This window comes from Alphaproteobacteria bacterium (assembly GCA_040218575.1).
Lineage (GTDB): Bacteria > Pseudomonadota > Alphaproteobacteria > JAVJRE01 > JAVJRE01 > JAVJRE01.
The window spans coordinates 142,955-157,518 of sequence record JAVJRE010000005.1; the positions used below are offsets into that span (position 1 = coordinate 142,955).

Sequence of the window (14,564 nt, forward strand, 5' to 3'; positions counted from 1 at the left end):
GCCGGCCACGGCGGCGGAGGCTTATTCGGCGGCGTTGGCAGCCCCGCCGCGATGGGCCACAACCAGGGCGTCATAGGCCGCCACCAGGGCACGGGTGACGGGACCGACCGCATAGGCACGATCATCGATTCCCGCGATGGGCGTCACTTCCACCGCCGTACCGGTGACGAATACCTCGTCAAAATCCGCCAGCTCATCCGGCATGATGGCGCGCTCGACAATGGTCATGCCCTGCGCCCGCGCCAGTTCGATGGCGGTGCGACGGGTGATGCCGTCAAGAAAGCAATCCGGTTCGGGCGTGTGGATCACACCATCCTTGACAAAAAAGATGTTGGCGCCGGTCAGTTCGGCAATGCGTCCGCGCCAGTCCAGCATCAGCGCATCCTGGAAACCGTTGCGCTCTGCCTCGTGTTTGGACAGGGTGCAGATCATATAGAGGCCGGCCGCCTTACTGTTGGTCGGCGCCGTGTCGGGGGCCGGCCGCCGCCACTTCGCGGTCTGTACGCGGATGCCCTTCAGGCGCGCTTCGGGGCTGAAGTATGATGGCCATTCCCAGGCGGCGATGGCTACGTGAATGCGCGTCTGCTGGGCCGAAACCGCCATCATCTCGCTGCCACGCCAGGCGACCGGCCGGACATAACCGTCGGCGATCCCCATCTCCTGCAACACCTGATACTTGGCCGCAGTGATCACCGATTTGTCGTACGGAATATCGAAGCCCAGCACACTGGCCGAATGAAACAGGCGGTCAGTGTGCTCGTCGCATTTGAAGATGCGTCCACCGTAGGAGCGCTCACCCTCAAAGACACAACTGGCATAGTGCAGACCGTGGCTGAGCACATGGACCCTGGCCTCACGCCAGGGGCGCAGCTCGCCATCGAACCAGATGACCCCATCGCGGTCGTCAAAAGGAATAATCGCCATGATGCTCCGTCTCCGCCGCCTGCAGCCGTATCAGCGCCATTGCGGGATATAAGTCCCTGTTTTCCGCCGCCTGCCAAGCGTATGATTCACCGCAAGCTAGCAATTTCCCGCACAAACCGGAAACCCTGGCCACGGCCGGCAGACCCGGCCCCGGACCATACAGCCAGCGGAGGCGTGGAGCCATGACCAGACCACCGGCAACCGCGCCGCAGAAGCCGGCCCAGTCGCATATTCTGGTGGTGGATGATGATGCCCGCCTGCGCGACTTGCTGCGTCAGTATCTGAGCGACAATGGCTTTCGTGTGTCGGTGGCGGCCGACGCCGAGGAGGCACGGGCGGCCATCGGCAATATGGAGTTCGATCTGATCGTTCTGGACCTCATGCTGCCGGGCGAGTCCGGACTCGACCTGGCCAGGGGCCTGCGCACCGAGTCGGCCATACCGATCCTCATGCTAACCGCCATGGGCGAACCGTCTGATCGCATCCAGGGATTGGAGTTCGGCGCCGACGACTATCTGACCAAGCCGTTCGAGCCACGCGAACTCATCCTGCGTTTGCGCACAATCCTGCGCCGCGCCGGGCCGCCCAGTGAGCCGCGCCGGCTTATCCGCCTGGGCGCCATGGTGTTCGATCCTGACCGTCGCGAATTGCGGCAGGGCGATTCTCTGATTGGCCTGACCGAAACCGAGGCTGTTATGCTGGCGGTCCTGGCGGCGCATCCGGGACAGACCGTGGATCGCGAGCGGCTGCAGCACGACTGCGGCATCGGCGGCAGTGACCGCGCGGTGGATGTGCAGGTCACCCGCCTGCGGCGCAAGATCGAACGCGATCCCCGACTACCGCGCTATCTGAAGACGGTTCGCGGTCATGGTTATGTCCTGTGGACGGACTGAACCGCGACCGGCAACCGTCAGCGGCGGGGGCCGAGACCCGGCGGCCCTGGTCGCTGAAAGCCGTATTACCGAACAGCCTGCTCGGCCGTTCGCTGCTGATCCTGGTGATTCCCCTGATTCTGCTGCAGGTGGTATCGGCCTTTATTTTCTTCGACCGGCCGTGGGACACCGTCACCCGCCGCCTGGCCGACGGTCTGGCCGGCGAGATCGCCTTGCTGGTGGCCATGGCGGAAGACGACTCTTCCGCCGCCGCTATGGCCGAAATCGCCAGCCGGGCCGGGCATTTGCGCATGACGGTGGGCCTGCAACGCGATGCCATTCTGCCTAATGCGGCGGCCGATCCACCGTCGGCACGCTTCGCCCAGTTGTTTGACGACGCGCTGGCCAACCGGGTCCGGCGGCCGGTGCGCTTTCAGGTGCTGGCCGAAAGCAATGAGATTCATATTCAGGTGCAGTTGACCGCCGGGATCCTGGAAATCGACACCACCCGCGAACGCCTGTTCAGCGGTACCACCACGGTCTTTCTTTTGTGGATGGTGGGCACCTCGCTGGTGCTGTTCGCCATCGCCACCGTATTCATGCGCAACCAGGTGCGGCCGATCCGTCGGTTGGCGCTGGCCGCCGACGCGTTCGGCAAGGGGCGGGACAGCGGACCGTTCCATGTTGCCGGCGCGCAGGAGGTGCGCCAGGCGGCAACCGCCTTTGTCCGCATGCGGGAACGCATCGCCCGCCAACTCCATCAGCGCACAGACATGTTGACCGGCGTATCGCACGACATGCGCACACCGCTGACACGCATGCGGCTGCAACTGGCTATGCTGCCGGATAAGGAGGTCGCCCACGGCCTTGAGGCCGATGTGGCGGAAATGGAAACCATGCTGCAGAGCTATCTGGATTTTGCCAGGGGCGAAGGCGGCGAGGCCACTCGCGAGGTCGACCTGCGCCAGCACCTGGAAGAGGTGGTGGCCGGATTCCGCCGGGCGGGTGAGGCCCGGATCCGGATCGATGCGCCGGACGATCTGCGGCTGCCGGTGCGGCCACAGGCACTGGCCCGCTGCCTTGGCAATCTGGTGGGCAATGCCGTGCGGCATGCCGACCAGGTGCTGATTACCGCGCGCCGCGTCGCCAACGGCGTGGAGATCCGCATCGATGACGATGGCCCGGGGATTCCGCCCGACAAGCGGGAACTGGCCTTTCGGCCGTTCCTGCGGTTCGATCCTTCCCGCAACGTGGATACCGGCGGCGCCGGGCTGGGCCTGGCCATTGCCCGTGATATTGCGCGCGGCCACGGTGGCGACGTGCATCTGGAGGACAGCCCGCTGGGCGGGCTGGGCGCCGTGGTGCAGTTACCCGAATAAAACCCCGTGCCCGCTGTCGCCCGGCATCAGTACAGTCGACCGCCATCAGGCACGGGCCGCTCCGGGCTAATCAGGACCACGCGGCCCCCGTCATCGGGAAAGCCCAGCACCAGAACCTCACTGTCAAAAGGGCCGATACGGCGTGGCGGCAGATTCACCACGGCCGCCACCTGACGGTCCAGCAGATCCTCGCGCCCGTAAAGCGCCGTCAGCCGGGCGGACGAGCGGCGGCGGCCGATGGCCGGTCCGAAATCAATCTCCAGCCGCCACGCCGGTTGCCGCGCCTGGGGAAACGGATCCACCGCCACAATCGTACCGACACGGATATCCAGACGCAGAAAATCGTCGATAGTGACCGGCGCGGGCCGGAGAGTTGGCTTAACCGGAGCGCCCGCTGCATCCGGTGCGTCTGGCGTATCCGTCATGAGCCACGAATCTGGTCGCGAAAACGCCCGACAGCGGCCCTCGGATCAGCGATGGCGGTCCGCAAGCCATAGGCCCGGTCCAGGGCCCGGTCCAACGCCGCCATGGTGGCTGGCATGTCGGGCGAGTCCTCGTCCTTCCAGGCACGCAAGCCAGCCAGCCACACACCGGCGATCACCCGCGCGCCGAGGCCATCGCATACACCGGCACACGGCCGGGCCTGGCCAGCGTGACCGTCGGGCTCCGCCGGTGCTGCCGCCCGCAGAATACGACGCGCGGCATCCACCAGACGGCGCCAACCCCAGGCCAGCCGGGCCGGATCGCGCCGCATGGCGGCCAGGACGTCCAGCGCGCCGGCGCGATGTGCCGCCAGCAGATCGAAGGATGCCATGATCATGGCAAAGAGACGGTCACGCGCTGACTCGTCGCCACCCAGCGCCTCATTATCCTGCAGCGCGCGCCGCACCAGAGCGTCAGCGAGCGCGGTGTAGACCGCCTGCCGACCCGTCAGGTCCGGCGACAGGTCGACCAGCGGAACGCCGCATTGACGGGCGATCATGCCCAGGGTCACGTTGCGCCAGCCGTGCCGCGCCGCCAGATCCAGCGCCGCGCCGGCGATGGATTCGGTCCGGGTTGTGTCAGCCGTGTCACTCATGTCACTCATGGTGACATCCTAGCACGCAGCCGGGCGCCGGGGAGCCGGGCGGAGGGACGGGTCAGAAGGTCAGCCGGCCAACTGCCGCGACCGCTGGGTCGCCGCCGCCACCGCCCGGGTCAGCGCGTCCTGCCAGCCATCAGGTCCCATCAACACCTGCAGCGCCGCCGCCGTGGTGCCGCCGGGGCTGGTCACCGCGGCGCGCAGGTCGGCCGGCGTCTCTTCAGCCCGATACATCAGCTCTCCCGCCCCGGTGACGGTCTGCCGCGCCAGCCGGCGGGCCAGGTCCGCATCCAGGCCGGCGGCGATGCCGGCTTCGGCCAGCGCCTCCGCCAGTAGAAAAACATAGGCCGGTCCACTGCCGCTGACGGCGGTCACCGCATCCATCAGGGATTCGTCCGCCACCCAGGCGGTATCCCCCACCGCCGCCATCAGCCCCGTCGCCAGGTCACGGCCGGCCGTATCCAGCCCGGCGCCGGCGCACAGCACGGTCATGCCGCGACCTACCGCGGCGGGCGTGTTGGGCATGGCCCGCACCAGGCGCAGCGGCGCATCGGCCGGCGCCAGAAGCGCAGTGAGACCACCCAGCGTGCGGCCGGCGGCGATGGACAGGAACAAGGTGTCCGGCCCGACAAAGCGTCGGTAGTCAGGCACCACCGCATCCATGGTCTGTGGCTTGATCGCGAACAGGACGACCGCCGGCGGGCGGGCGTCGGGCCACGCCGACACCTCCCTGATGCGACGGACCGACAGGCGGGCAACCAGCGCCGCGGCAACCTTGTCGTCGGGTTCGATGATGCTGACCTCGGCTGGCGCCATGCCGCGGGCCAGCCAGCCAGCGGCCAGCGCCCCACCCATGCGGCCGCCACCCACCAGCAGCACGGCGCCGTCGGGCGACAAGGACATGACCGGGTTCAGGCCTCGCCTACGGTCTCCAGGACAGCGGCGGCGATAGACTCCTCAGCGCCATGGCCACCCCAGATCACGTATTGAAAGGCGGGGTAGAACCGCTCGCTGGTCGTGACGGCGATGTCCACCAGATCCTCGAGCTGTTCGACGCGCGGGCCGGACATGCCACGCAGCAGAATGGCGTGACGAAAGGCCGGCACACCATCGTCGGAATCCACCTCGAAATGGCCGAGCCAGAGTCGTTCGTTGGCCAGGGCCAGCAGGCTGTTGACCTCTGTACGGCGCGTCGCCGGCACCTTCATATCGAAGGTGCAGGCAACGTGCAGAACATGCATTTCAGCGGTCCAGGTGAAGCACAGACGATAGCCGCACCAGTCACCGGTCATCTCCGCATACAGTTCCTGCGACGTGGCGCGATCAAAGGGCCAGCCATTGGCGCTGACGATCTCTTCCACCACATCCAGGGGGTTGGCAGCGGACTCCACGAATTCCATGCCGGTCGCCATGAACATCCCCCACCCGTTTGGTTGTTGGCCGAACCAAACCCCAATATGTGGCGGTCACCACATCATCTGGTGTTCACGTCCGCCCCGTATACGACCCGTAGGGTGACAGATGCGGAATCCGCTCGCAAGAGTCCATGCAGAGACCAATGCACCCCGGCCCGTCGCGATTGGCCGGTGGATTGGCCGATGGACTGGCCGATGGACTGGCCGGTGGCGTTAACCGCGCCCTGCGGTGCGTCGTCCGGCGCGCGGCGCGGTCTTTGACGCGGCCTTGCGGGTGGACTTGGCCGCCGCCGACCGACTGCCCGTTTTCGACCCGGCTTTGACCTTGGTCTTGCTTTTTCGCGCGGTCTTCCGCTTCGCCGTGGGGGCCTTTGCCGGGCTCCTCTGCGCCGTGGCCCTCTTGCCTTTGGTCACGGCCGCGCCAGCGCTGCGGGCCGGAGCCTTGCTGACCGCCATGCCGGCAGCCTTCATGGCGGCTTCCAGCGCGGCAATGCGGGCGGCCAGGGCCTCGTTCTCGGTGCGGGCGCGGGCCGCCATGTCACGGGCGGCATCGAACTCGTCACGCGGCACCAGATCAAGCTCGGTGAGGACGCGTTCTATGCGCTGGCGAATCTGTACGCTCAATTCTTCGCGCGCGCCCATGACCGTGCCCAACACGGCATTGGCCATTCGGGCCAGGTCATCCAGGATTTTCTTCTCGCTCTGCATGGCGTTTCCCCGTCGGCCGGTGAGACCTGATTATGCCGTCGCTGCCGACCAGCAGCAACGCCGTGCCGCCGGCAGGCAATGGAGCCTTCGCTAAAACACCGCTAGACTGGCTGGCTCCGACCCCGCCATCACCCACCGTCAGGGCAAGCATGCTCGCCATCGCATTTCCGGCCATTGATCCTGTCCTGGTGGAGTTCGGCCCCTTCGCCATCCGTTGGTATGCCCTGGCCTATGTTGCGGGCCTGTTGCTGGGATGGCGCTATGCGCGCTGGATGCTGCGCGAAGCCCGTCACGCCATAACGCCCGTCCAGGTCGACGATTTCCTGATGTGGGCCCTGATCGGCGTGGTGCTGGGCGGTCGGCTCGGCTATGTCCTGTTCTATCAGCCAGGGTTCTACCTGGCCGAGCCACTGCGGATCCTGTTCGTCTGGCAAGGTGGCATGTCGTTCCATGGGGGCGCCGTCGGGGTTGTGGTGGCGCTGTGGCTGTTCGCCCGTAAACGACACATTCCCGTGCTGCCTCTGGCCGATGCCATCGCCGCCGCCGCCCCCATCGGTCTGTTCTTCGGACGCATCGCCAATTTCGTCAATGGCGAATTGTTCGGCCGACTGAGCGATGCGCCATGGGCCGTGGTTTTTCCCGGTGGCGGACCATGGCCACGCCATCCGAGCCAGATCTACGAGGCGCTGCTGGAAGGCGCGTTTCTGTTCGCTGTGCTCTATGTGCTTCTTCGCCACACCCCGCTGGGCCGCCGCCCGGGCGCGGTGACCGGCGTGTTTGTTGCCGGCTATGGCGTGACGCGGTTTGTCGCCGAGATGTTCCGCGAGCCGGACGCCCATATCGGCTTCCTCGCCGCTGGCGCCACCATGGGTCAGGTGCTGTCTCTGCCGATGATTGTGGGCGGCGTCGCGCTGATCGCCTGGGCCGTGCGACGGCGACAGACCCCGGCCGGCACAACCGGCCGGTCCTGAGTGTCCGCCACCGCGCCGCCCGTGCCGGACGACGAGCCGATCAGTAGGGCGCCGACGCCGCTTGCCGCTATCCTGGCGCGGCGCATAGCCCGCGACGGGCCCATGACCCTGGCCGACTATATGGCGGTGTGTCTGGGCCATTCCGAGTACGGCTATTACCGCCGCAACGAACCCTTCGGGGCGGCCGGCGACTTCATCACGGCGCCGGACATAAGCCAGATGTTCGGCGAGCTGATCGGTCTTTGGTGTCTTGAGATGTGGAACCGCATGGGCCGGCCCGACCCGGTCCTGCTGGTGGAGCTGGGCCCCGGCCGCGCCACCCTGTTGGTGGACGCGTTGCGCGCCACACGCCGGGCGCGGCACTGGCACGCGGCCCTTCGTCTCCATCTGGTGGAAAGCAGCCAGTCCCTGCGGGCCCGCCAGGCTGACGCCTTGGCCGACGGGACGCCGGTCTGGCACAGCGATGTTTCCACACTGCCTGACGGGCCGATGATCCTCCTGGCCAATGAGTTCTTCGACGCCCTGCCGGTTCGCCAACTGGTCCGTCGCGACGATGGCGGGTCGGGCTGGTCGGAGATGCTGGTGGCGCTCGATGGCGCCGGCCGGCTGGTCTGTGCCCCGGCGGCGCGCGAATCCCTTCTTGCCGGCACCCTAACAGAGCGGCAGCGGGCATTGCCGGTCGGCAGTATTGTTGAGGTGCCGGTGGCCGGCAGCGCCCTGGTGGCGCATATCGCCCAGCGTCTGACCGACCCTGCTGGCGGCGGCGTAGCGCTGCTTGTCGACTACGGCTATGGCGAAGATGAACGGGACGGCGAATCATCCGGCGCCGCCTTGGGCGCCACCTTGTCGGCCATACGCCGGCACCGTCATGAGCCGATTCTGGCCCGACCTGGCGAAGCCGATCTGTCGGCGCATGTGGATTTTTCGGCGCTGGCCCGTGCCGCCGCGGCGGCCGGCGCGCAGACCTGGGGACCACAGAGCCAGGGCCGCTTCCTCAACCAGCTCGGCATTGAAGAGCGGGCCCGCCAACTGGCGCAGGCGGCACCGGCGCAGGTCGCGGCCACTATCGGCGCCGCGGCACGCTTGACCGCCGCCGGCCAAATGGGCGACCTGTTCAAAGTCCTGGCAATAGCCGGACCGGGCCTGGCGGTGCCGCCCGGCTTCGACACCTGAAAACACGGCAGACGGATCCAACCGTGAGCGAAACCGGCCCCACCCCCCTGACCGCACCGGCCCTGGCGCGCGTGGCCGGGGTGCGTCATGGCTTCTTCACGCGGCACGGCGGCGCCTCGCGCGGTCTTTATGCCTCGCTCAACTGCGGGCCGGGATCACGGGACGCGCCCGATGATGTGCAGGAGAACCGCCGCCGCGTCGCCCATAGTCTTGCCGTCGCCCCGGACCATCTTCTGACCCTCTACCAGATACACAGCTGCGAGGTGATTAGCGTCGACCGGCCATGGCCCGCGGCCGGCCCGCCACGCGCCGACGGCCTGGTCACCCGGCAGCCCGGCCTGGCGCTGGGTGTGCTGGCCGCCGACTGCGGACCGATCCTTCTGGCGGATGGAGACGCCCGGGTCATCGGCGCCTGCCATGCCGGCTGGCGGGGCGCTCTTGGCGGCATCGCCGAAGCGACCGTCGCCGCCATGGTCCGCGCCGGCGCCCGCCACGAGCGCATTATCGCTGTGGTCGGCCCGTGCATCGGCCCTGACAGTTACGAAGTCGGCCCGGAATTCCCCGCGCCCTTCCTCGCCCGCCAGGCCGATGCGGCGGCTTTCTTCCGCCCGGCCCGACGGGCGGGTCACTGGCTGTTCGATCTGCCGGGCTATCTCTGCCAGCGCCTGTCGGCACTCGGCCTGGCGGCGGTCAGCGCAACCGGCAACGACACCTGCGCCGACGAGCATCGGTTTTTCAGCTACCGGCGCGGCAGGCTGGCCGGCGAGCCGGACTATGGCCGCCTGCTGTCGGCCATCGCCCTCGCCGACGAATGACAACCCGGCGCCGGCGACGGACCTGGCCCTGTGGTCTGGTGATGGCGGCACTGCTGGCCGGGCTGGCGGCGTGCCAGCCCCTGCCGCAGCCCTTCGCCCATCGCTCGGCCAATCCGGCGGCAAGCAATCCGCTGCTGACAGTGGAGGACGCCGCCGGGGTTATCGTGCTGCCGGTGGAGGCGGCCCCGGACGCCCTGCGGCGGGCAGTCATCGCCGCCCTGCAGGACGCCAATATTCCGGCCGCGGCCGGTTCCGGCAACAGCCAGAGCCTGTTTCTCAGTGGTAGCGCCATGGCCGTGGCGAGTGGCGAGGGATTGGTCACACTGCACCTGGAGTGGGACCTGCTGGCGGCTGACGGGCACACGCGGGCCGCCTTCGCCCAGGTCCAGGAGCAGCCAGCCACCGCATGGCGGCAGGGCGACCCGTCCCTCATGCAACGGCTGGCGCAGGACGTGGTGGCAGCGTTGGACAGCGCCCTTCGGCCGGCCGAACCGACAGCGCCCACCATCCACCATATCTGGATCGACGGCGGCGACAGTGCCAGCAGCCTGGCGCTGGCCCGGGCGCTGCGCGCCGCAGTGGCCGGCGCGCCGGCCGAGGACACCGGCCTGCGTCTGGCAGCCAACCCGTTGCAAGCCAGCCTGACCATCACGCCGCTGGCCGGCATCACGACCACCGACAGCGGGGACCTGATCACCATCGAATGGGTCGTGGTCGGTGCGAGCGGCGAGGTCGGACGCATTCGCCAGGCCAATACCGTTGCGGCCGGCCAGACGGCGGCCGTGTGGGCGGAAATTGCGCCGCTGGTGGCCAGCGCCGCGATCACCGGCCTGGCGGATCTGGCGCGCCGCACCGCGCAATCGGATTCCTGAAGTATAGCGCGGAAATCCGCCATTTCTTGAGAAAAAGCCACGTTGCGGCCGGGCCAGCCTGCTGGTAAAGTCCGGCCTCCCAAAATGCTGGCGGCGGCACGGCCGCGCCGGCCCCAAGTCCGGCGCCCCATGAAGATCCTGACCTGTAACAGCAACCGGCCCCTTGCCGAGGCGATTGCGGCTTATCTCGGTGTCCCGCTGACCAAGGCAAGCGTGCGCCGGTTTTCCGACCTCGAGGTGTTTGTCGAGGTGCAGGAAAATGTGCGGGGACAGGATATGTTCACCATGCAATCCACGTCGTTCCCGGCCAACGACCATCTGATGGAGCTGTTGGTCACCATCGACGCCCTCAAGCGCGGTTCGGCGCGCCGCATCACGGCCGTCCTGCCCTATTACGGCTATGGCCGCCAGGATCGGAAAACCGGTCCGCGCACCCCCATATCCGCCAAACTGGTGGCCAATCTGCTGACTGTTGCCGGGGCCCATCGGGTGCTGACCCTCGACCTTCATGCCGGCCAGATTCAAGGCTTTTTTGATATCCCGGTGGACAACCTCTATGCCCAGCCAGTCTTCCTGAAAGACATCCACGACCGCCACAATGGTGACAATCTGGTCATCGTTTCGCCCGACGTCGGCGGTGTAGTGCGCGCCCGGGGCATGGCAGAACGGCTTGACGCCGACCTCGCCATCATCGACAAGCGTCGCCCGCAGGCCGGTGAAAGCCAGGTCATGAACATCATCGGTGATGTCGCGGGCCGCCGCTGTATTCTGGTGGATGATATTGTCGATTCCGCCGGCACCCTGTGCAATGCCGCCGTAGCGCTGCATAGCGCAGGCGCCACGGCGGTTTCCGCCTATATCACCCATGGCGTCCTGAGCGGGGACGCGGTAAGTCGTGTCACGGGCTCGCCCCTGGAAGAGCTGGTGATTACCGACAGCATCATGGCCTCGCCGGCGGTGCGGGATGTTTCGAAGATCCGTCAGTTGACGGTCGCCCCCCTGCTGGGCGAGGCGATCCAGCGGATCAGTGATGAGAGCTCGGTGTCGAGCCTGTTTGACTAAGGCCATCGGGGCCAGAGGGAGTAAGAGGAATGGCAGAACTAGTGGGTCTCGCGGCAGAGCCGCGTGAGCGCACCGGAAAGGGCGGCGCCAGAGCCGTCCGTAGAGGCGGACGCGTGCCAGCCATCGTCTATGGTGACAACAAGCTGGTAGAGAATATCTCCCTGGACTCGGTTGCGCTGTTCAAGGCGATGCATCAGCCGGGATTCTTCTCGACCCTGTTCGAGATCAGCCTGGGCGCCCAGAAGGTGCAGGTTGTGCCGCGCGATGTGCAACTTGATCCGGTCAATGATCAGCCCATTCATGCGGATTTCCTGCGGGTCGGCGCGAACACCCGGATTACCGTCCAGGTGCCGGTCCACTTCATCAATGAAGATGAGTCCATTGGCCTGACCCGTGGTGGCGTTCTCAACATTGTCCGGCACGAGGTCGCCATTGTGGCGTCGGCCGGCAATCTGCCGCACGAGCTGGTCATAGATCTGGCCGGCCTAGACATCGGCGACAGCGTCCATATCAGCAGCGTCACCTTGCCGGAAGGCGCGCGGCCGGAGATCACCGACCGCGATTTCACCATCGCCACCATTGCCGCCCCGACCGTGATGCGCGAAGAGGCGGAAGAGGGTGAAGGCGCGGACGAGGGTGAAGACGCCGAGGACAAGACCGACGGTGACGACAAGGACTCCGAATCCGACGACTAGCCAGCCGGCTGCGGCACCTGGCGTCCGTCGCCCGTTGGTGGCGGATACCTGCGGCGGCAACCCGACACGGTGGCCAGCGAGACAGAGAGGCCGTCATGCGTCTTATCGTCGGACTGGGTAACCCCGGGCCCGAGCACGCCGGCGACCGCCACAACATCGGCTTCATGGCTGTGGACGTCATTGCCCGGCGGCATGGCCTGGGGCCATTTCGCAAGCGCTTCGACGGAGAGACGGCGGAAGGTCGCATCGGCGACCATCGCATCCTTCTTCTCAAGCCAACAACCTACATGAACCTGTCCGGCAACGCCGTGGTGAAGGCCCTCGCCTTCTACAGGCTGGAGGCGACAGACGTGATCGTCATTCATGACGAGCTGGACCTGCGGCCGGGCAAGGTACGGGTCAAACGCAACGGCGGCGCGGCCGGCCACAACGGACTGCGCAATATCGATTCCCACATCGGCCGCGACTATCTGCGGGTTCGCCTGGGGATCGGGCATCCGGGCGAGAGGGAGGCGGTTCTGTCATATGTGTTGCGCTCTTTCTCCCGTGCCGACCTGGACTGGCTGGCGCCGCTGCTGGACGAGGCAGCGGACGCCCTGCCCTTGCTGCTGGACGGCGATGAGAACGCCTACATGACGCGGCTGGCCCAGAACGCGCCGCCGCCAGCGCCGCTGGCCGGCAACGGCGAGGATCCGAACGATGGGATTTAATTGCGGCATTGTCGGGCTGCCCAATGTGGGCAAGTCAACGCTGTTCAATGCGCTGACCGAAACGGCGCGGGCGGAAGCGGCCAACTATCCCTTCTGCACGGTGGAGCCCAATACCGGCCGCGTCACCGTGCCCGAGCCGCGGCTCGAAAAAATCGCCGCTCTCGCAAAATCGGCGCGGATCGTGCCCACGTTTCTGGAGTTCGTCGATATTGCCGGACTGGTGCGTGGCGCCAGCCGCGGTGAGGGCCTCGGCAATCAGTTCCTCGGGCATATCCGCGAGGTGGATGCCATCGCTCATGTGCTGCGCTGTTTCGACGACGATAATGTCACCCATGTGGAGGGCGGCGTTGACCCGGTGCGCGATGCGGAGATCGTCAATACCGAACTGATGCTGGCCGATCTGGCCAGCCTGGAACGACGGCGCGACGGGCTCGTGCGGCGGGTGCGCAGCGGGGAGCGGGAGGCGCGTGAGGAGATGGCCATGTGCGATGCGGCCATGGCGTTGTTGCAGGACGGCCGCCCGGCCCGCGCGCTTGATCTGGACGAGGATGGCCGCGCCGTGCTGGCCAGATTGCAGTTGGTGACCGCCAAACCGGTTCTCTATGTCTGCAATGTAGACGAGGCGTCAGCCGCCGACGGCAATGCCCTGTCGACCAGAGTCGCAGAGTATGCGGCAACGGAGGGTGCCGCCTCCGTGGTCGTCTCGGCGGCCATTGAAGCGGAGATCGCGCAGCTTGCCGACAGCGAGGAACGCGCCGCCTTCCTGGCCGAACTGGGCCTTACGGAAACCGGACTCGCCCGGGTTGTCCGTGCCGGCTATGACCTGCTGGACCTGATTACTTTCTTTACCGCCGGCCCTAAAGAGTCCCGCGCCTGGACCATCCACCGCGGCGCCCGCGCACCGCAAGCGGCCGGCGCCATACACAACGATTTCGAGCGCGGCTTTATCCGGGCCGAAACCATCGCCTTTGATGACTATATCGCCTGCGGTGGCGAGCAGGGCGCGCGCGATGCTGGCAAACTGCGGCAGGAAGGCAAGGACTATGTAGTGAGCGACGGCGATGTCATGCTGTTCCGCTTCAATGTCTGAAGGATGGTCGGCCAGTTCTGGCCCGGCCCGTCGGGCGACAACCATGCGGGAGTCTCATCATGGGTGAGTGGATCGAGCTGAAAGCGGCCGACGGCCACACTTTTGCAGCATGGCGCGCCAAGCCAACCGGTGCGCCCAAAGGCGCGATCGTGGTGGTGCAGGAGGTCTTCGGCGTTAACAGCCATATCCGCGAAGTGGCGGACGGCTTTGCCGCCGACGGTTATCTGGCCATAGCACCCGCCCTGTTCGACCGGGCCGAGCGCGGCGTCGAGCTTGGCTATGACGGTGCCGACATGGACAAGGCGCGCAGCCTGATGCGAGCGGTGCCGACTGACCAGGCCCTGGCCGACACTCAGGCCGCCGTCAACGAAGCGGCGGCCGGCGGCAAAGTGGGCGTTGTCGGCTATTGCTGGGGTGGAACGCTTGCCTGGCTGGCGGCGACCCGCCTGTCAGGGGTGGCTGCGGCGGTCGGCTACTACGGTGGCGGGGTCGCCGATGCCAGAGACGAACAGCCCGGCTGCCCGGTCATGCTGCATTTCGGCGCTCTGGACAGCGGCATCCCGCTGGAGGGCGTCCGTCAGGTCGCCGCCGCCCATCCGCACGTGCCGGTCCATATTTACGACAAAGCCGGCCACGGCTTCGGTTGTGACCACCGGGCCAGCTATCATGCGGAGTCGGCGGCGTTGGCCCGCCAGCGCACGGTCGCGTTTTTCGACGAGACGCTCTCCGTCTAAGCTCGCCATGGGCCTGGGCGCGCTATGGGACCGGGCCACACAGGCGGCCCGCCTCATATGCAG

General features: G+C 67.0%; 17 protein-coding genes. 11 read left to right on the plus strand and 6 right to left on the minus strand.

Annotation, left to right across the window (positions count from 1 at the left end; all coding sequences use genetic code 11):
* Nucleotides 1-21 precede the first annotated feature (21 nt).
* Entirely contained in the window at nucleotides 22-924 is a 903-nt protein-coding gene (locus RIE31_06655) for a branched-chain amino acid aminotransferase (protein ID MEQ8640266.1), read from the minus strand.
* A gap of 182 nt (nucleotides 925-1,106) precedes the next feature.
* On the opposite strand from RIE31_06655, the gene RIE31_06660 reads away from it, so the two are divergent.
* Both RIE31_06660 and RIE31_06665 read left to right on the plus strand, forming a co-directional pair.
* Nucleotides 1,107-1,817, plus strand: coding sequence for a response regulator (locus RIE31_06660; protein ID MEQ8640267.1), 711 nt, complete (start codon nucleotides 1,107-1,109; stop codon nucleotides 1,815-1,817).
* Complete coding sequence (locus RIE31_06665; protein ID MEQ8640268.1) at nucleotides 1,805-3,175, plus strand: ATP-binding protein; 1,371 nt, start codon at nucleotides 1,805-1,807, stop codon at nucleotides 3,173-3,175. Before RIE31_06660 ends, RIE31_06665 begins: the two co-directional genes overlap by 13 nt.
* 26 nt (nucleotides 3,176-3,201) lie before the next feature.
* Here RIE31_06665 and RIE31_06670 read toward each other — a convergent pair whose 3' ends face one another.
* The 5 genes from RIE31_06670 to RIE31_06690 form a co-directional block, all read right to left on the minus strand.
* Nucleotides 3,202-3,600, minus strand: coding sequence for a tRNA-binding protein (locus tag RIE31_06670; GenBank protein ID MEQ8640269.1), 399 nt, complete (start codon nucleotides 3,598-3,600; stop codon nucleotides 3,202-3,204).
* Nucleotides 3,597-4,262 (minus strand): hypothetical protein, encoded by a 666-nt coding sequence (locus tag RIE31_06675; GenBank protein MEQ8640270.1) that lies wholly within the window; start codon nucleotides 4,260-4,262, stop codon nucleotides 3,597-3,599. The genes RIE31_06670 and RIE31_06675 overlap by 4 nt, the downstream gene beginning before the upstream one ends.
* Nucleotides 4,263-4,322: 60 nt before the next feature.
* A complete protein-coding gene (proC, locus tag RIE31_06680) occupies nucleotides 4,323-5,159 on the minus strand; it encodes a pyrroline-5-carboxylate reductase (protein ID MEQ8640271.1) in 837 nt (278 codons plus the stop codon).
* 8 nt (nucleotides 5,160-5,167) lie between these two features.
* Entirely contained in the window at nucleotides 5,168-5,668 is a 501-nt protein-coding gene (locus RIE31_06685; protein MEQ8640272.1) for a YbjN domain-containing protein, read from the minus strand.
* A gap of 216 nt (nucleotides 5,669-5,884) precedes the next feature.
* Nucleotides 5,885-6,379 (minus strand): accessory factor UbiK family protein, encoded by a 495-nt coding sequence (locus RIE31_06690; GenBank protein ID MEQ8640273.1) that lies wholly within the window; start codon nucleotides 6,377-6,379, stop codon nucleotides 5,885-5,887.
* 149 nt (nucleotides 6,380-6,528) lie between these two features.
* On the opposite strand from RIE31_06690, the gene lgt reads away from it, so the two are divergent.
* The 9 genes from lgt (at nucleotide 6,529) to RIE31_06735 (ending at nucleotide 14,501) form a co-directional block, all read left to right on the plus strand.
* Nucleotides 6,529-7,350 carry a prolipoprotein diacylglyceryl transferase gene (lgt, locus tag RIE31_06695; protein ID MEQ8640274.1) on the plus strand — a complete coding sequence of 274 codons (822 nt, stop codon included), beginning with the start codon at nucleotides 6,529-6,531 and terminating at the stop codon, nucleotides 7,348-7,350.
* Nucleotides 7,351-8,523, plus strand: coding sequence for an SAM-dependent methyltransferase (locus RIE31_06700; protein ID MEQ8640275.1), 1,173 nt, complete (start codon nucleotides 7,351-7,353; stop codon nucleotides 8,521-8,523).
* Between the two features lie 23 nt (nucleotides 8,524-8,546).
* Nucleotides 8,547-9,338 carry a peptidoglycan editing factor PgeF gene (gene pgeF / locus RIE31_06705; protein MEQ8640276.1) on the plus strand — a complete coding sequence of 264 codons (792 nt, stop codon included), beginning with the start codon at nucleotides 8,547-8,549 and terminating at the stop codon, nucleotides 9,336-9,338.
* A gap of 41 nt (nucleotides 9,339-9,379) precedes the next feature.
* A complete protein-coding gene (locus RIE31_06710; GenBank protein ID MEQ8640277.1) occupies nucleotides 9,380-10,210 on the plus strand; it encodes a hypothetical protein in 831 nt (276 codons plus the stop codon).
* Nucleotides 10,211-10,339: 129 nt separating this feature from the next.
* Complete coding sequence (locus RIE31_06715; GenBank protein MEQ8640278.1) at nucleotides 10,340-11,272, plus strand: ribose-phosphate pyrophosphokinase; 933 nt, start codon at nucleotides 10,340-10,342, stop codon at nucleotides 11,270-11,272.
* A 29-nt stretch (nucleotides 11,273-11,301) separates the two neighbouring features.
* Complete coding sequence (locus RIE31_06720; GenBank protein ID MEQ8640279.1) at nucleotides 11,302-11,967, plus strand: 50S ribosomal protein L25/general stress protein Ctc; 666 nt, start codon at nucleotides 11,302-11,304, stop codon at nucleotides 11,965-11,967.
* A gap of 95 nt (nucleotides 11,968-12,062) precedes the next feature.
* Nucleotides 12,063-12,677: an aminoacyl-tRNA hydrolase gene (gene pth, locus RIE31_06725; GenBank protein ID MEQ8640280.1), complete on the plus strand. Its 615-nt coding sequence runs from the start codon at nucleotides 12,063-12,065 to the stop codon at nucleotides 12,675-12,677.
* Nucleotides 12,667-13,767: a redox-regulated ATPase YchF gene (ychF, locus tag RIE31_06730; protein ID MEQ8640281.1), complete on the plus strand. Its 1,101-nt coding sequence runs from the start codon at nucleotides 12,667-12,669 to the stop codon at nucleotides 13,765-13,767. Before pth ends, ychF begins: the two co-directional genes overlap by 11 nt.
* A gap of 59 nt (nucleotides 13,768-13,826) precedes the next feature.
* Nucleotides 13,827-14,501, plus strand: a complete 675-nt coding sequence (locus tag RIE31_06735; GenBank protein MEQ8640282.1) for a dienelactone hydrolase family protein — start codon at nucleotides 13,827-13,829, stop codon at nucleotides 14,499-14,501.
* Nucleotides 14,502-14,564 lie beyond the last annotated feature (63 nt).